Source organism: Algoriphagus taiwanensis (assembly GCF_036245645.1).
GTDB lineage: Bacteria > Bacteroidota > Bacteroidia > Cytophagales > Cyclobacteriaceae > Algoriphagus > Algoriphagus taiwanensis.
Window position 1 is genome coordinate 22881 of record NZ_BTPE01000003.1, and the last position, 16376, is coordinate 39256.

General features: G+C 44.5%; 15 protein-coding genes. 2 read left to right on the plus strand and 13 right to left on the minus strand.

Annotated features, from left to right (window positions below; all coding sequences use genetic code 11):
• Positions 1–58 precede the first annotated feature (58 nt).
• Both fmt and AAA938_RS04425 read right to left on the minus strand, forming a co-directional pair.
• Positions 59–1003 carry a methionyl-tRNA formyltransferase gene (gene fmt / locus AAA938_RS04420; protein WP_338227435.1) on the minus strand — a complete coding sequence of 315 codons (945 nt, stop codon included), beginning with the start codon at positions 1001–1003 and terminating at the stop codon, positions 59–61.
• Positions 1004–1073: 70 nt separating this feature from the next.
• Positions 1074–2252 (minus strand): exo-beta-N-acetylmuramidase NamZ family protein, encoded by a 1179-nt coding sequence (locus AAA938_RS04425; protein ID WP_338227436.1) that lies wholly within the window; start codon positions 2250–2252, stop codon positions 1074–1076.
• A 44-nt stretch (positions 2253–2296) separates the two neighbouring features.
• On the opposite strand from AAA938_RS04425, the gene AAA938_RS04430 reads away from it, so the two are divergent.
• Positions 2297–3514 (plus strand): ABC transporter permease, encoded by a 1218-nt coding sequence (locus AAA938_RS04430; RefSeq protein ID WP_338227437.1) that lies wholly within the window; start codon positions 2297–2299, stop codon positions 3512–3514.
• Here the strand turns inward: AAA938_RS04430 and AAA938_RS04435 are convergent.
• Complete coding sequence (locus AAA938_RS04435; RefSeq protein WP_338227438.1) at positions 3498–4244, minus strand: polyprenol monophosphomannose synthase; 747 nt, start codon at positions 4242–4244, stop codon at positions 3498–3500. The two genes, AAA938_RS04430 and AAA938_RS04435, sit on opposite strands and share 17 nt — an antisense overlap.
• 100 nt (positions 4245–4344) lie before the next feature.
• Between AAA938_RS04435 and AAA938_RS04440 the strand changes: the two genes are divergently transcribed.
• Positions 4345–5226, plus strand: coding sequence for an ATP-grasp domain-containing protein (locus AAA938_RS04440; RefSeq protein WP_338227439.1), 882 nt, complete (start codon positions 4345–4347; stop codon positions 5224–5226).
• 2 nt (positions 5227–5228) lie between these two features.
• On the opposite strand, the gene AAA938_RS04445 is transcribed toward AAA938_RS04440, so the two are convergent.
• The 10 genes from AAA938_RS04445 to AAA938_RS04490 all read right to left on the minus strand — a co-directional run bounded on the left by AAA938_RS04445 (position 5229) and on the right by AAA938_RS04490 (position 16261).
• Positions 5229–6026, minus strand: a complete 798-nt coding sequence (locus AAA938_RS04445) for a tetratricopeptide repeat protein (protein WP_338227440.1) — start codon at positions 6024–6026, stop codon at positions 5229–5231.
• A gap of 85 nt (positions 6027–6111) precedes the next feature.
• Positions 6112–7206 (minus strand): bifunctional histidinol-phosphatase/imidazoleglycerol-phosphate dehydratase HisB, encoded by a 1095-nt coding sequence (gene hisB, locus AAA938_RS04450; RefSeq protein WP_338227441.1) that lies wholly within the window; start codon positions 7204–7206, stop codon positions 6112–6114.
• Between the two features lie 100 nt (positions 7207–7306).
• On the minus strand, positions 7307–8359 hold the full coding sequence (hisC, locus tag AAA938_RS04455; RefSeq protein WP_338227442.1) for a histidinol-phosphate transaminase: 1053 nt from the start codon (positions 8357–8359) through the stop codon (positions 7307–7309).
• The gene (gene hisD / locus AAA938_RS04460; protein ID WP_338227443.1) at positions 8356–9651 is read right to left on the minus strand and encodes a histidinol dehydrogenase; all 1296 of its coding nucleotides are present in this window, start codon (positions 9649–9651) and stop codon (positions 8356–8358) included. The genes hisC and hisD overlap by 4 nt, the downstream gene beginning before the upstream one ends.
• Before the next feature lie 23 nt (positions 9652–9674).
• Positions 9675–10535 carry an ATP phosphoribosyltransferase gene (gene hisG, locus AAA938_RS04465; RefSeq protein ID WP_338227444.1) on the minus strand — a complete coding sequence of 287 codons (861 nt, stop codon included), beginning with the start codon at positions 10533–10535 and terminating at the stop codon, positions 9675–9677.
• A 170-nt stretch (positions 10536–10705) separates the two neighbouring features.
• Positions 10706–10873, minus strand: a complete 168-nt coding sequence (locus AAA938_RS04470; RefSeq protein ID WP_338227445.1) for a hypothetical protein — start codon at positions 10871–10873, stop codon at positions 10706–10708.
• A complete protein-coding gene (locus AAA938_RS04475; protein WP_338227446.1) occupies positions 10870–13149 on the minus strand; it encodes a S9 family peptidase in 2280 nt (759 codons plus the stop codon). Before AAA938_RS04475 ends, AAA938_RS04470 begins: the two co-directional genes overlap by 4 nt.
• Positions 13150–13248: 99 nt before the next feature.
• Complete coding sequence (locus AAA938_RS04480; RefSeq protein WP_338227447.1) at positions 13249–13782, minus strand: DUF5655 domain-containing protein; 534 nt, start codon at positions 13780–13782, stop codon at positions 13249–13251.
• A gap of 24 nt (positions 13783–13806) precedes the next feature.
• On the minus strand, positions 13807–14802 hold the full coding sequence (locus tag AAA938_RS04485; RefSeq protein ID WP_338227448.1) for an endonuclease/exonuclease/phosphatase family protein: 996 nt from the start codon (positions 14800–14802) through the stop codon (positions 13807–13809).
• A gap of 313 nt (positions 14803–15115) precedes the next feature.
• Positions 15116–16261, minus strand: a complete 1146-nt coding sequence (locus tag AAA938_RS04490; RefSeq protein WP_338227449.1) for an acyltransferase family protein — start codon at positions 16259–16261, stop codon at positions 15116–15118.
• Positions 16262–16376: the final 115 nt, after the last annotated feature.

Consider the following 16376-nt stretch of genomic DNA (forward strand, 5'->3'; position numbering starts at 1 on the left):
TAAAAATCTATGGCAATGTCCTAAAAATCAGATAAAAAGTAAATAGCTGGGTAAAACTTCACCATTTTAATCCTCTCAGCAATTCCTCTATTTTCATTCGTTTTTTGCCCTCTAGCTGCAATTCTTTCACTTCGAGGCTTCCTTCCCCACACTGAAAAGTCAAATAACTTTTTCCATCAGAGTCCCACATTCCCGGTTCCTTTCCAGAAAGGTTTTTATTCGAAACTTCTGTTTTGAAAAACTTGCACACTTTTCCCTGAAACTCGGTCCAGGCTGCCGGGTAGGGAGAAAGCCCTCTGACCAAATTGTGAATGGATTCGGCAGATTGATTCCAGTCGATTTTGCAGGTCTCTTTGAAGATTTTGGGTGCGTGATGAAGGGCTCTTGATTCGTCCTGAGGCAAAGGATTGACCTTCCCTTCAGCTATTGCCTCAACTGTTCTGACTACCAGTTCGGAGCCTATAGTCATTAGTTTTTCATAGACCGAACCCAGATTGTCTTCGGGGAGGATAGCTATTTTTTCCTGGAAAATGATGCTTCCTGTGTCAATCTCGTGCTTTAGAAAAAAGGTGGTGACTCCGGTCTCGGTTTCTCCATTGATAATCGCCCAATTGATTGGAGCGGCACCTCGATAGTCAGGAAGGAGGGAGGCGTGAAGATTGAATGTGCCCATCGGAGGCATATTCCAAACTGATTCGGGAAGCATTCGGAAGGCTACCACAATCTGAAGATCCGCCTTCAAATCCCTCAATTCCTGCTGGAATTCAGGATTTTTGAGATTGGTGGGCTGTAAAATATTCAAGCCAAGTCGCTCGGCAGCTTCTTTAACGGGAGACCCAACCAATTTTTGACCACGGCCTTGAGGCTTGTCAGGTGCAGTGATGACACCAACTACATTCCAACCGGCTTCGACCAGTTTTTCAAGGGCTGGCACAGCAAATTCCGGTGTACCCATGTACACGATTCTTAATTTCTCCTTTGAGATTACTTCTTTATTCGGCATTCGATTTTCGGCGTTCGATATTGATTTTATAGTTGGGATTTGACAGAAGCTTCAAGTCTCAAATTCCCCATCAGTTATAAATCAGATACTTTTCTCTTTTCTGCTTGTATTCTTCTAATCCGGCTTTCCAGCTCTCGCGGATTTCTGCTTCAGATTTTCCTGCAAGAATCTGCTTTTTCAACTCATCAGTTCCGGCAAGGGTATTAAAGAAGTTATTGAAAAACTTCTCCTTCATGCCTGATTTTTGGTATGCATCCAAAATATAGCTGAGCGTAAAATGATGATCTAAAGATTCTCCTCGCAGGTCCACCCCATAGCATTTCTTATCCTGATGGGGAGGTGTTTTGGACATCCCATCGATGCTTACGGGCGTAAAGGTGAAAGTTCCGAATTTTGGGTCGGGATACCCATACATCTGAAAAGGATCATAAGTGCCTCTTCCCAAAGACATCACCGTTCCTTCAAAAAAGCAGGTGCTTGGATACAGCTTGATTGCCAAATCGCTAGGGAGGTTTGGCGAGGGCTTTACGGGTAAACTATAGGCTTGATTTCTGTTCCAATTAGCCACCGGAATCACCTCCAAGTCGGTAGTCAGTCCGCCTTTCAGCCATTTTTCCCCATTGATCATCTGGGCTAGTTCTCCTACGGTGAGACCATGAACCACCGGAATGGGATGCATGCCCACAAAGGATTCAAAGCCTTTTTTCAGCATAGGGCCATCCACATAGCTCCCATTGGGATTGGGTCGGTCAAAAATGACCACCTTTTTCCCCTGTTCTGCACAAGCTTCCATCACGTAGTGCATCGTGCTTATGTAGGTGAAAAAGCGGGTACCTACGTCTTGAAGGTCGAAAATCACCACGTCCAGATCTTTAATTTGCTCAGCAGAGGGCTTCTTGTTATTTCCATAAAGGGAAATAATCGGCAGTCCGGTCTTTTGGTCTGTGCTATTGTCCACTTTCTCTCCTGCATCAGCAGTGCCTCGGAATCCATGCTCGGGTACGAATACTTTTTTGACTTCGATTCCATTTTCCAAGAGAAAATCAACCACATGTTTATTGGCTGACTGAGGAAGGATGGAAGTTTGGTTTCCTACCAAACCGACTTTTTTGCCTTTGAGCATTGGAAGGTAGAGATCTGCTCTTTCAGCCCCGGTCAATACTTCTTGGGATTGGGCTGTGGAGTAGAAAAGAGTACCTAGTAAAATGGCCAAAAAACCGATCAGAAGTGAATTTTTCGCTTGCTTCATGCTAATTTGCGGGGAGTTGTGAAAAACAAATTTAACCGAGTCCCTTGAACCTTTCCTATTTCATTGCCAAAAGAATCAGTTTTAAACAGGCCGGGGGTTTTTCTGGGACCATTCATCGGATAGCGGTTGGAAGCTTAGGCTTGGGCTTGGGCGTGGCCATTTTGGCCTTTATGATATTGGGAGGTTTTCAAAAGACCGTTTCAGATCGGGTTTACAGCTTCACGGGGCACTTTCAGGTGCAGCGCTTTCAGATGAGCAATGCCTTTGAGGAGGTGCCTTTTTCCTTCCAATCGGAATTTACCCAATCCGTGGATCAACTACCTTTTATCCGCATAATTCAGTCTTTTGGCCACAAAGCAGCCTTATTGAAAGGTGAGGAGGAAGTAGAAGGAATCCTGATGAAAGGAGTAGGGCAGGATTTTGATACGCTGGAATTCAAAAAGTATCTGGTCGAAGGTCGAATGCTCACCATTCCGGATTCCGGAGTCAGCAATGAAGTTATGCTCAGTAAGCTGGTGGCCAATAAGCTGCTTCTCGATGTAGGGGATCGGGTGACGCTCTATTTTGTCCAGGACCCTCCGCGCTTCAGAAGAGTGGAAGTGGTGGGGATTTTTGAAACGTATCTGGAGAATTTTGATGAAAAGATTGTCATCGGAGAGCTGCAAACCATCCGTAACCTCAATGGCTGGAGTAAGGACCAAGTAGGTGGTCTTGAGATTTTTGTGGATGATGCCAAAAAGACAGATGAATACCTGCCTCTTTTGGAAAATGCACTGGATTTTGATTTGAAACTGATCGATAGCAGAGACCGGTTTCTTGAGATTTTTGACTGGCTTAGTCTGCTTGATACCAATGTGGTGGTATTTATCTCCCTGATTGGCTTTGTGGCCATTTTCAATATGGGAGCGATTTTATTTATCCTGATCATGGAGAGAACGCAGATGATCGGTTTGCTGAAAGCCATGGGAGCCCGCAATTCCCAAATTCGAAAAATCTTTTTCTGGAATGGGATGAAGATTTTGGGAAGAGGCCTTGTGATTGGAAATCTGATCGGTTTGGGGATCGGCTTTTTGCAGGATACTTTCCGGCTGATTCCATTGGATCCGACCAACTACTACATGAGCTACGTACCTATTGACTGGAATTGGCCTGTGTTTATTCTGCTAAATATCGGAATCACCATTTTGACGGCTTTGGTACTTTGGATCCCGGTTTTGGTGATTTCCAGAGTGGACCCGATCAAGTCTATTCGCTTTGATTGAGGCGATAAGGTGAAAAAATACTTTTGATTTTCATCCAAATCACTCCAAAAACGGCTTCTTTGAAGATTTTAGGACTCATCTTGGATTCTCCTCTAGTCCGGTCTGTAAAAATAATGGGTACCTCGATCAGTTTGAATCCCAATTTCCAAGCCGTGAATTTCATTTCGATCTGGAAGGCATAGCCGATGAATCTGATTTCATCCAGATTGATGCCTTTTAGCACACTTCTGTGGTAGCATTTAAAACCAGCCGTGGCGTCTTTGATCGGAAGACCGGTGATAAATTTCACATAGACACTGGCGAAATAGGACATCAAAACTCTCCCTATTGGCCAATTCACCACATTCACTCCGGTAATGTACCGAGAACCAATTGCCAAGTCAAAGGACCGATCTTTTACGGCATCGTATAGTCGGATCAAATCTTTCGGATTGTGGGAAAAATCGCAGTCCATTTCAAAAATGAAATCGTACTCTCTATCCAAAGCCCATTTAAATCCGGTGATGTAGGCCGTTCCCAGACCTAGCTTTCCCTTTCTTTCCAAAAGGTGAAGTCTGTTTGAAAAGTCATTTTGAAGAGTTTTTACCACACTTGCTGTTCCGTCAGGAGATCCATCGTCAATGATCAGGAGTTCAAACTCTCCCTCAAGTCCCATTACAGCCAGCACCATTTCCCGGATATTCTCCAGTTCATTGTAGGTGGGAATGATGACGAGTTTTCGGTGGTTCATAGTGCTTCAAAGCTCAAAAGTAAGAGTTCATGTGGATTTTTTGAGGAGTGGTGGACTTGAATCTTGGAGATCGTCTAGTTTTGCGGCAAAAATCACCCTTATGACTCCCCATATTGCCATTGTCAGTTATGTTTCTACCGGTGCCTACGACGCCAATACCATAGATGAAGATCAGTTGCTATCTCAAGTTTTGAAAGACTTGGGACTTGCTCATCAAATCGTAGCCTGGTCAGACCCTGAGGTGGATTGGTCCAATTTTTCTCATTTAATGATCAAATCTGTTTGGGATTACTTTGATTACTACCCGGAATTTCTGGCTTGGATGGACCAAATTCAGGCTTTGGGGCTTCCGGTATTGAATGACTTGGATTTGATCCGTTGGAATTCTGATAAAAGATATCTTTTAGAGATCGAAGCTAAAGGCTTTCCTACTATAGCGGGTGTTTTGTTGGAAAAAGGCTCCACCCCAGATTTGGACCGGATTCTTCAAAAAATAAAGTCGGATACCTTGGTCATCAAACCAGTGGTGAGCGGAGGGGCAAAAAATACACTTAAAATCCCTGTAAACCGATGGGATGATTTTAAAGAAAAGGTGGCTCAACTTCTCGAAATGGAGGACTTTTTAGCTCAGCCATTTGTCAAAGAAGTAGCTGAGGTTGGAGAGTATTCTTTACTATTCTTCAATGGTTCTTTTTCCCATGCGGTATTGAAAACTCCGGCTAAAGAAGATTTTCGGGTACAGCATTACTTTGGTGGGACGATTCAGGCAATTCAGCCGGGGCCTGAATTGCTTGTTCCTGCCCAGCGATTGATGAATGAATTTGGAAAAGGCACACTCTATGGAAGGGTGGATGGAGTGCTAATTGACGGGGTATTTCATTTGATGGAACTGGAACTAATCGAGCCTTATCTGTTTCTTGGCCTGACAGAGAATGCCTTGCCAAACTATAAAAAAGCAGTCAGCGAGCGACTATTGGGTTAAACTCAGGAGCAAAACTCTTCCATCTTATTCAGGGCATAGTCGCTTCCTTTCTCTGCTGCTTCTTTGATCAGTTGGCATCCTTCGGGATTTCCCATTCGAGCCATGCAAATGCCCTTTTTGCCTAAGGCCTCGATATGGTCAGGACGATTTTTGAGTACAAAGTCAAAATCCTCCAAAGCCCAGGGCAAATAGCCAATCTTTAGCAAAGCAAAGCCTCTGTTGTATCGAGCTGTGATGTTGTCCGGTTCTTTTTTCAGGTAGGTATTGAAAGAAGCCGCTGCACCGTAAATATCTCCCCGACCGGCTCTAGCCATGCCCATGTAATAGTAAGTTTCTGCAAAGTCCGGATCCATGGTTTGGGCCAGTTTGAGGAAGTTTTCGGCTCTTTCCCAATTTTTTACCATCAGCTGGGACCTTCCTGCCAAATAAAGGATTTCGAAATCTTCCGGATCTAGGCTAGAGGCTTTGAGAATAGGCAGCTCAGCCTGCATGTAGTATTCTTTTTCGAATAGGATTTTTCCTATCCCCGCATGAGCCTGTGCATAAGCAGGGTCGATGGAGATGATGGTTTGATAGTCCTCCATGGCTTCCTTGGTTTTGCCCAATTCCTCATAGCATCTGGCCCGAATATGAATGGATTTGATTTCATTGACATGAAGGAAAAGTCTGCGGTTGATGGCTTCTATCGCTCTTTCGTATTGACCGTTTTGATAGAGGGCCTCAATCTCAGCAGGGTCGGCACTGCAGGAAAGCAGGAGTATAGTAGATAAAGCAATAAGAATATGATGAAATCGTTTCATAACGAAATAAACAAAAACAATTTCTAAAAAGGAACAAAAATTTTACTTAGGCATAAAAAAAGCTGCCGTAGCAGCTTTTCTTAATTTATAGAACTCCTTTGGTACTTGGGAGTTGATTGATATTTCTCGGGTCTCGCATCACCGCCATTTTGATTGCTCTTGCCAATCCCTTAAAGGTTGCTTCGATTTTGTGGTGCTCATTATCTCCTTCCACTTTGATATTCAGATTGCACTTTGCTGTGTCGGAGAAGGATTTGAAAAAGTGGAAGAAAAGCTCTGTTGGCATATCTCCAACCTTTTCACGTGTGTAGTTTGCATCCCAAACGATCCAAGGTCGACCTCCAAAATCAATGGCAACATGAGCTAAAGCATCATCCATAGGCAGCATAAATCCGTAACGGTAAATGCCTTTCTTGTCTCCCAAAGCCTTGAGATACGCTTCACCTAAAGCCAAAGCGGTATCCTCTATGGTATGATGCTCATCAATATGCAAATCTCCTTTTACCTTGATTTCCAGATCGGTACTTCCATGCTTACCCAGCTGCTCCAGCATGTGGTCAAAGAAATGAAGACCTGTTGAAATATCGCATTTCCCACTACCATCCAGGTTGAGCTTGATGTAGATGTCAGTTTCTGAAGTGGTCCTTTTCACTTCAGCCTGCCTCGGTGGCATTTTCAGGAAGGAATAGATCTCATCCCAGTCTTTGGTAGATAGTGCGGCTTCTGGATTGGGATCTCCGATAAAGATGGCTTTCGCTCCCAAATTTTGCGCAAGCTGAACATCGGTAAACCGGTCGCCGATCACGTAGGAATTGGCCAAATCGTACTCCTCACTGAAATATTGAGTTAACAGCCCGGTTCGCGGTTTGCGGGTTGGTGCATTCTCATGCTCAAAAGTCCGGTCCACATGGATCGCTTTGAAAAAGACATTCTCCTGCTCCAAAGTCTTGAGCATTTTGTATTGTGCCGGCCAGAAGTCTTTTTCAGGAAAAGAATCCGTACCCAAACCGTCCTGATTAGTAACCATGACAAGTTCGTAGTCTGTTTCTTCAGCAATTTTCCTAAGGTTGGAAATGGCTTTAGGAAGAAATTCCAACTTTTCCAGGCTGTCTACCTGAAAGTCGGTGGGTGGTTCCTTGATGATGGTTCCATCCCGATCTATGAATAATACTCTTTTCATTTTTGATTTTGGAATTACGGTTTACGAGCTGAAATATCAATTTTGGCCTTTTTTGCTCGATTTAAGTTTTTCAAAACAGGTTGGATTTCAAACTTCCAATTCAGGAACACACCTTTCGGAATGCTTCCAAAAACGCTTCATTTTCAGCCCTTGTACCCACAGTGATGCGTAGACAATCTTCGCAGAGCAAAACCTTGGCGCGGTTTCTCACAATGACTTTTTCCTTAATCAGATCATCATAGACCCTGTTGGCTTGTGGTACTTGAACTAGGAGAAAGTTAGCATGGCTGGGATGAATCTTCTGCACAAAAGGCAGCTTTTCCAATTGATTCTGAAGAAAATCCCTCTCGGAGAGAATTTCCTGAATCATCCGATCAACTTTTTTCTTGTCTTGGATTGCAGCCAAAACGGTTTCCTGTGTCAAGCCGGAAATATTGTATGGCGGCTTGATTTTATTCAAAATCCGAATCAACTCCTTGCTACCAAATGCCATCCCCAGTCTGAGAGAAGCCAATCCCCAAGCTTTGGAAAAGGTCTGCATCACCAATAGATTGGGGAAGCGATCCAGTTCCGTGGTGAAGCTCGGCTCATCGCTGAAGTCGATATATGCTTCATCTACTACCACAAGTCCCGGAAATTTTTCCAGAAGAAACAGGATATCCTCCCGCTTCATTTTGTTTGCAGAGGGATTATTGGGAGAGCAGATGAAAAGGATTTTGGAGTGATCATCCGCAGCTGCCAGGATTTTATCCGGCTGGAGTTGGAAGTCTGAGGTAAGTGAAACCTTCCGGATTTCCACATCATTGATATTGGCACTCACTTCATACATCCCATAGGTGGGAGGCAATAGGATGACATTATCCTTGCCGGGATTGCAAAATGCCCGATACAACAAATCAATGGCCTCATCCGACCCATTTCCCAAAAAGATCTGAGTGGACCTTACTCCTTTGATTTTGGCTATTTCCTCCTTTAGCGCGCTTTGGTAAGGGTCAGGATAGCGGTTATAATCGGCTGAAGTGATCGAACCGAAAGGATTTTCATTGGCATCAAGGAAGATACCTTCCTTTCCTGTGTACTCGTCTCTAGCTGAAGTATAAGGCTGAAGCCGAAGGATATGGGCTCTCAATAATGAGTTTAGATCGAAGCTCATTTCTTATTTTCTTTCAGGTAGTTAAGCCTTACAGTAACTGCGTTTTTGTGCGCATCAAGCTGCTCATTGGCTGCCATGATTTCTACAGCTGGACCCAGCAGTTTCAACCCTTCGGGGGTGATCTTCTGGTAGGTCATTTTCTTCACAAAGCTATCCAGAGAAACCCCACTGTAGTTGCGTGCATACCCATAGGTAGGCAGGGTGTGATTAGTGCCGGAAGCATAATCTCCTGCTGATTCCGGGGTATAATTTCCGATAAAAACCGAACCGGTATTAAAAATGGCGTTGACCGTTTCTTCCTCATTTTCCACGGCAATGATCAAGTGCTCTGGTGCATAGTCATTGATTAGGTTGATGGCAGATTCGGGATCCTCCATCACTACGGCGGTGGAGTTTTGAAGTGCTTTGAAGGCAATATCTTTTCTGGAAAGCTCCTCCAGTTGGGTATTGATTTCCTTCAGGACTTTTTTGGCAAATTTTTCAGAAGGAGTCACCAAGACCACTTGAGAGTCCACGCCATGCTCTGCCTGAGAAAGCAAGTCGGAAGCCACAAAAGCTGGCACAGCGGACTCATCTGCATAGACCAAAACTTCAGAAGGTCCCGCTGGCATGTCTATGGCTACACCATACTTGGTGGCCAATTGCTTGGCTGCGGTGACATACTGATTGCCCGGTCCGAAAATCTTATCCACTTTAGGTACGGATGCAGTGCCAAAAGTCAAAGCAGCCACGGCTTGTGCGCCTCCTACTTTAACGATTTTGGTAATGCCAATCCGATCCGCTGTGTAAAGAATGGCAGGATGAATCTTTCCTTCCCGATTAGGTGGGGTGCAGAGAACGATTTCCTTGCATCCGGCCAACTTAGCCGGTACGCCAAGCATCAAAACCGTACTGAAAAGAGGGGCAGTGCCTCCCGGTACATACAATCCAACTCGCTGGATTGGTACACTTTTCCTCCTGCAAGTAACTCCCGGCATGACTTCCAGAATGAGTTCCTCACTGGCTTGGGCAGCATGAAACTTCTCAATATTGGCTTGGGCCGTATGGATCGCTTCTTTCAGGTCATTGCTGACCAGCTTGGAAGCTGCTTCGATTTCAGCTTTTGATACGGTCAGTTGGTCCAAACTGACGTGATCGTATTCCTGGGCAAATTTGATCAAAGCTTTATCGCCAGTCCGTTCCACCTTTTTGAGGATGGGTTTGACGATTTTGTTGATCTCTTTACTTTTCTGAACAGGTCTAGCCAGTTGCTTTCTCCACTTTTCCGGACTAGGATTGACCAAGAGTTTCATAAGATTCTTGTTTAGCGCTCTTCTTAAATGACCATTTTTTCGATTGGAACTACCAATATTCCCTCAGCACCTGCTGCGCGGAGTTCTTCAATATTTTCCCAAAACTGATCCTCACTCAATACAGAATGCACGGAGGACCATCCCTCTTGGGCCAAAGGGAGAATCGTAGGGCTTCTCATCCCGGGAATCAATTCAATCACTCTTGAAATGGATGCGTTGGGCACATTCATGAGGACGTACTTGTTGCTTTTTCCTTTTTGGACGGCATTGATTCGGAAGAGCAATTTGTCGACGATGGCTTTTTTCCAATCAGCCATCTCGTGATTTCCAATCAATACGGCTTCCGATTTGAAAATCTCCTCGACTTCCTTCAGTCCATTCATCAGCAAGGTGGAACCTGAACTCACGATGTCACAGATTCCCTCGGCCAAGCCAATGCTCGGAGCGATCTCTACAGAGCCACTGATTTCGTGGATTTCTGCCTCAATCTTGTGGGATTTGAGGTAATCTCCGAGGATTTTTGGGTAAGAAGTTGCGATGCTTTTCCCTTGGAAATAGTGGATTCCGGAATATTCCTGACCTTTTGGAATGGCCAGGGAAAGGCGGCATTTGGAAAAGCCCAATTTTTTGAGTGTGAGGACGTCTTTGTCTTTTTCGACCAGTTCGTTTTCACCGACAATTCCCAAATCAGCTACACCATCGGCTACATAGCCTGGTATGTCATCGTCTCTGAGAAAGAGGAATTCCACCGGAAAGTTGGTGGCGGTGGATTTGAGTTTTCCGGTTCCGTTGTAAAATTTGATGCCGCACTCTTTGATCAGGCTGAGTGAGTCATCGGATAATCGGCCGCTTTTCTGCACGGCAATGCGGATTATTTGTTCCATGGGGACAAGTTACGCTAGTAAAGTTTTTTGATTTAAGAAAATTTGGTGAATGGCCGAATCCCTGTCATCGGCACCACCGGATGGGTGTGTAAATGTATTCCTCTCAAGAGGAATGATGGAAATGGTGCAGCATGTGTGCATGCTGTGTCGTCGCAAAAAATTCAATATTTCTATTGGTGTTTTCCATTATCGATGGCAAAGATAGGTTTGACTTCACAACATCCAAGGAGAGAGAAAGTTTTTTCTTGGAATAATTTGCTGTTGCCATTTTTGGTTTTCCCTCTTTTCCTGAAGGCTTTTGCATCTTCTACTTTTTCACCAAACAAAGGATACTTCATTGTCCCAACTGAAGTTGGTAGTGCCGGATGGGTTTTTCTCCCATCAGATGTTCAATGAAGTAATCCCAGCGTTTTTTAGTGAAATAATCCCCCGGAGGTCTTCCAAAACTGTGATTTCGACTGGGCCAAATGAAAAGATCAAAGTCTTTTCCTGCTTTGATCAGTTCCTCAGCAAATTTAAATGTGGCAGAAGGGTTTACATTTTCGTCAATTCCACCATGGGCAAGCAGCAGGTGGCCTTTTAGGTTTTTGGCATTGGTGATATTGGATTGCTCGTGGTAGTAATCACCGACCGGATAGCCCATATACATCTCCGGCCACCATGCTTTTTCCATACGGAAATCATGGTCCCCGGCAGAAGCTACACCCACTTTGTAAAAATCCGGATGCAAAAGCATAGCCCTGCCCGCATCATAGCCTCCTGCAGAATGCCCAAAAATCCCAACCCGATTGAGGTCCAAAAACTTTTCCTTTGAAGCAAGCTGGGTAATCGCCAAAACATGGTCGGTCGTACCATCTCCCAAGTTAGTGTAACTCACATCTGCAAAGGCCTTGGATCGGCCAAAGCCACCCAAACCATCCACGGTAACCACTACAAACCCAAGCTCGGAAGTCGCTTGCTGATGACCAAAGAGAGCGGATTTGAAGGATTTGGGGACTGTAGAGGTATGGGGGCCGGTGTAGGTGTAGTCGATGACGGGGTATTTTTTCTTCGGATCAAAAGTGGTGGGTAGGAAATAGAGGCCATGGATTTCGGTTTTTTGGTCTTTTGCCTTGGCTGTGAAGGGAACCGGGAACTTATACCCTCGACTAGTAAGGTTGATAATGTCTGCTTCGGAGATTTTGTGGACTTGTTTTCCTTCCGATATATCGATTAATACCGACTTGGTGGGCTGGTTGGGGGAGGAGAAATTATCCACGGCAAACTTTCCGTCAGGAGAAAAGTAAATTTCATGATGGGCATTTTCTGGAGTCAACAATCGAAGGTCAGTTCCGTCAAGATTGACTCGATAGAGATGGTTGAAATAGGGATTTCTGCCTGGTTCTCTTCCCGATGCTTCAAAATATAGCAGTCCATTCTCTTCGTCCCAAAAGGTGATCTCATTGACCACAAATTCTCCATTTGTGATGGGGTGGATTTCTTTTCCTGAACTCCAGTCAAAAAGGTAAAGCTGATTCCAGCCGGATTTTTCCGAGTTGAGGATGAATTGTCCGTTTTCCAATCGTCGGAATTGAAAGTCCCGATTGACATGGGTGAGGGAGGATTCCGAATAGATGTTGCGGATATCTCCAGTTTGGGCATTGAGCTCAATCAGGTGGAATTCCTTGAAGCCTCGGGGAAGGAAGAAGCCGGTTAGGCTTTGGCTGTCCGGAGACCAGCGAAGGTTGATTCCAATGAAATGAGGAGAAGTCAATTGAGGAAGGGTTTGCTCAGTTTGGCTTTCTACATCAAAAAGAACCGGGATGTATTTGACCACCGTACTGTCTCCCGGAGAACCCCGATAGTAGGATAGGAGGTCCGGGCGGAATTTTTCCTCTTTGCTGAAGTCCAGCAGATACATTTTCTCGGCCAGTCGGAAGTCCACGATTTGGGTGAAAATCTTTTTGGAATCAGGGGACCAATTCACCGTAAAGCGAGGAGGCCTTGCTCCATTTTCTCCCTCCATCAAATCACTCCATCCGTAAGAGGAGGCATATTCAAAATCCTTTTTTCCGGATTTACTTAATTGGATTTCCTCTCCGGTCTGTAGGTTTTGGACATAGAGATTGTAGTTTCGGGTGAAGGCCTTCCATTTTCTATCGGGTGAAAAGGATTCCATCCCATTTCTTGGATTTAGCGGAATGGAGGAAATGGAGTTTTCCTTGGTATTCCAGGTCCAGTCCTGATTTCTCCATCGAAATCCTATAATATGCCCGTTTCGGGTGGAGTTAAATTGGATGGGGAGATCTCTTGGGTCTAGTTTTTCCTCGGTTTTTTCAAAAATCAATTGGCTCAGTTCGGATGGGTCAAAAGCTTCCTCCGTTTTTAAAGTTCGCGTTTTGGTCAGGTAGAATTTTCTTCCTTCGGCCGTGTAGGCAGAGTGAAGGAAACTTTCACTTCCGGATTGCCAATTGGGAATCACTTCCAAATGGTAGACTTCTTTTTCCAAATTGGAAGTAAGAAAATATTCGGCGCGTCGATAAGTGTCCTCGGTGATTTGGGCTTGGACCAGATGGTGCAGGAAAAGAACAGGAATAAGGCAAAAAACCTCAAGTGAAAGTCTTCTAGGATTCATAATCGTGCGATTGACTGAATCTGAATTTACCCAAAAGAAAAAAGGATCAAACTGCTTTTTGTACAGGTTGATCCTTTCTTTTAATGAAGGCAGATAAGCTTAACCAGCGGCAGAATAGGCTTTTTTCAGCCAAGCTATCACTTCGTCAGTGACTTGTTCTTCATGGTTGATGATGACTTTGTGACTGCACATCGCGTTGGATTTGGTTTCAGCTTCCAAGACTCCCTCAGGGCTTTGGCCTTTGAGGTTGATTCCGATTTCGTAGCGGGTTTTGGAAGCGGGGATGAGCATGGCAAATTGCTTTTTGCGTTTGACGCTGACGTATGCGTTTTTGGGAGCGAATTCCACATCCTGGCCAAATAACTCGATCTCAGCTTTCAGTTTTTCATAAACAGGCCAAAAATGTTCTTTCCCCGCATATTGCTTTTTGACCAAATCATTGGAATCCTCAGCAGAACCCGCATCTGACTTTAAAGCTTTGTGAGCAATCAGATTGGCAAATCCATGGGTAAACCCATGCTCCAACTTGAGAAATTTGAGGATTTCTCCGTGCTTGCCGAGGTTTTGTTTTTGAACGATTGCAATCCATTCCTCCAGAGATTTTCCGGTGTTTTTCTGCAAGTTGTCAATCATAGTTTGGGTAGCGGCATCCATGGGTTAGGGGAAGTTGAGTTTGGAAACAATTGGGAAATGGTCAGATACATCAAGTAGGGGAGTTCGGATGGCTTGAATTACCGCGTCGGATTTTTCCAAATATGGATTCCAAACCTTTCCGTCTACAACCTGAATCTGTCTGCTGACCAGAATGTGGTCAATAAGCACATTGAATTGGTCCTTGGTGATTTTGTCGGTGAATCGAGAGGAGTTGGGTGTCCATCCATGCGCATTAAGCTTGGGCTTGGGTAGAACGGGTTTGAGTATCCATTCCGGCTTCCAAAGGTCACCCAAAAGGATTTCCACCGCACTTTTGGAAAATCTATTTTCATAGAAATCCAACTCAAACCCGTCATTAATATCTCCCATGACGATGACGGGGTGGTTTTTCTCCAGGTATTGGTCGCATCTCTCCCGGATATGGGCACATTCGGCAAAGAGTCTGAGTCTATCCCGCTGGGAGAGTTTTTCATACCTGGCAAAGTCTACCTTGTCGAATATCCCTTTGGATTTGGTGTGGGCAATGATGATTCGCGTGAGAAATCTGTTTTGGGTATCCAACAGACTCAATTCCAAAGGGGGACGATAATGTTTGTATTGCTCTTTGATCAGCCGGTCTGTGGTATCCATCAGGAAGGGTTGATCAAACCGCTTATCTTCGGCTGTTTCGGGGGTGAAAACCGCCTGGACTTTATCAGGGTTGTAAATGGCGCATAGCTCCTGCTGACCTGGAGAAGGAAAACCATGCACCCCTTCGAAGGCTTTGCCGGGAATAAACTCCTGAGTCCAGCATTCAAGTTGTACTGAGGCAGTTTTGGTGCCATTGACGAGCGTATTGGGACCTTCTACGATTCCCAAAAAGTCCGGGTCGATCGCCTGAATGATTTCTGCCAGTTTTCGGCTTCGATCCCCTTCCTTTCCCGTTGTTTTGGGAGAACCGTCTGAGTCGAAAAGGTCCCTCATCCAAGCGATATTGTAGACACCGATTTTGAGTTGCATAGTAGGAGATTTAAGGTCTAGGTTTCTTTAATATGATTATCCGCAATTATGCCAGTAGATCAAAAATGGCCTCGACTTCGCTCGGCCTCCGGATTCGGGATTAGTGGTGGTAGGGAGGAAAATCAGGCGCAGCCGCATTTTCCTCCCTACCCAACTTAAAACATCGAACGGTCACCGAGCGACGGTTGGTGAGCTAGTCGAACCAAGTCGAGGTGAGCATTTATAAAATTTGGTTACTGGTAAAAAGGCGGATATACATTTTCTTTAATTTACGAATTACTGATTGATTATAAAGCAGTTCATTCCATTCTGCCTAGACCTTAAGGTAGATCTTCCGCTTATCCATTGCGTATCCAATCACCCAAATCAAGAGCATGTAGGAAATGGCAAAAAGGAAGGATGCATTCTTGGGACTTAACCAGGAAGTGTAAAAGCTTTTGTAAATCCACCCTTGAAGCGAGCTATCTCCCACGGGAATCATGGAAAAGATAGAAATGACCACGCCGGAAAGTACATAGAGAATCAACGGATTTCTTCCAAATGCCTGGAAGAAGTACGTCCAACCGGACCATTTTCTGATTTCCACTACAAAAACCAAGAAGGCCAAAAGAATCAGATCCCAACCCACGGTCAAGAGTACATATGGACTAGTCCAGATTTTCTTGTTGATCGGAAAGAAGATGTCCCAAAAGTAGCTTACCGCGATGCTGACTACACCCAAAATGACGAGGAAGCGCACGGTTTTCAGTGTATTTCCATTTTTCTGAATGAATTTACCTACCAAAAAGCCTGCAATCACATTGACCGTGGAGGTGAGCGTACTGAGAATTCCTTCCGGGTCAAAAGGAATTCCTTCTCCCATATACATTCTCTTTTCTCCGATCAGTGCAAGGTCCAGCTTGATTTGTGCATTGCCTGTAAGGCTGTAAGGATCTCCTGCATCCCCAAAGAAATACATGATCGGCCAATAAAGAATCAATGCCGCTCCTGAGAATATCCATCCCAATTTTTCTCCGCCCCAATAGAGAATCAAAGCAGCAAGTAGATAACAAAGTGCAATACGCTGCAAAACTCCAACCAACCGAACTTCTGAGAGATCGATAAATACAATTTCTCCCGCCTCATTGTAATCGAAGAAAGGGAAGGCATTGAGCAACCAGCCGATCAAAAAGATAAGAAAAGCTCTCTTGAAGACTTTTTTGTAGAATTCTCCAGGACTCATGTCCTTAAGCTTTTTCAAAGCGAAGCTCATTGCATTGCCCACCACGAAAAGGAAAGTCGGAAACACCAAGTCGGTGGGGGTGAATCCATGCCAATCTGCATGAGCTAAAGGTCCGTACAAATTACCCCAGTCTCCTGGAGTATTGACAATAATCATAAAGGCGATGGTCATGCCTCGTAGCACATCCAAAGCAAGGTATCGGTTGCTCAGGATTTTGGATTGATGGTCTATGGTCATTGGTTGGGTTAATTGAAAGGTGATTTTAAGTTAATTTTTCTTCTGAAAAATTTATCGAATTGCAAATCGAAATTTGATTTTGGTCTTCGATTTGTAATTTTTGACTTCTGAAATT

Excerpts from the sequence above, each read along its gene's own strand:
- hisC (WP_338227442.1), bottom strand. The coding sequence starts at position 8,359 with ATGAGCTTCGATCTAAACTCATTATTGAGAGCCCATATCCTTCGGCTT.
- AAA938_RS04435 (WP_338227438.1), bottom strand. The coding sequence starts at position 4,244 with ATGAACCACCGAAAACTCGTCATCATTCCCACCTACAATGAACTGGAG.
- AAA938_RS04475 (WP_338227446.1), bottom strand. The coding sequence starts at position 13,149 with ATGAATCCTAGAAGACTTTCACTTGAGGTTTTTTGCCTTATTCCTGTT.
- AAA938_RS04425 (WP_338227436.1), bottom strand. The coding sequence starts at position 2,252 with ATGAAGCAAGCGAAAAATTCACTTCTGATCGGTTTTTTGGCCATTTTA.
- AAA938_RS04470 (WP_338227445.1), bottom strand. The coding sequence starts at position 10,873 with ATGAAGTATCCTTTGTTTGGTGAAAAAGTAGAAGATGCAAAAGCCTTC.
- AAA938_RS04485 (WP_338227448.1), bottom strand. The coding sequence starts at position 14,802 with ATGCAACTCAAAATCGGTGTCTACAATATCGCTTGGATGAGGGACCTT.
- hisD (WP_338227443.1), bottom strand. The coding sequence starts at position 9,651 with ATGAAACTCTTGGTCAATCCTAGTCCGGAAAAGTGGAGAAAGCAACTG.
- hisB (WP_338227441.1), bottom strand. The coding sequence starts at position 7,206 with ATGAAAAGAGTATTATTCATAGATCGGGATGGAACCATCATCAAGGAA.
- fmt (WP_338227435.1), bottom strand. The coding sequence starts at position 1,003 with ATGCCGAATAAAGAAGTAATCTCAAAGGAGAAATTAAGAATCGTGTAC.
- AAA938_RS04490 (WP_338227449.1), bottom strand. The coding sequence starts at position 16,261 with ATGACCATAGACCATCAATCCAAAATCCTGAGCAACCGATACCTTGCT.
- AAA938_RS04440 (WP_338227439.1), top strand. The coding sequence starts at position 4,345 with ATGACTCCCCATATTGCCATTGTCAGTTATGTTTCTACCGGTGCCTAC.
- hisG (WP_338227444.1), bottom strand. The coding sequence starts at position 10,535 with ATGGAACAAATAATCCGCATTGCCGTGCAGAAAAGCGGCCGATTATCC.
- AAA938_RS04480 (WP_338227447.1), bottom strand. The coding sequence starts at position 13,782 with ATGATTGACAACTTGCAGAAAAACACCGGAAAATCTCTGGAGGAATGG.
- AAA938_RS04445 (WP_338227440.1), bottom strand. The coding sequence starts at position 6,026 with ATGAAACGATTTCATCATATTCTTATTGCTTTATCTACTATACTCCTG.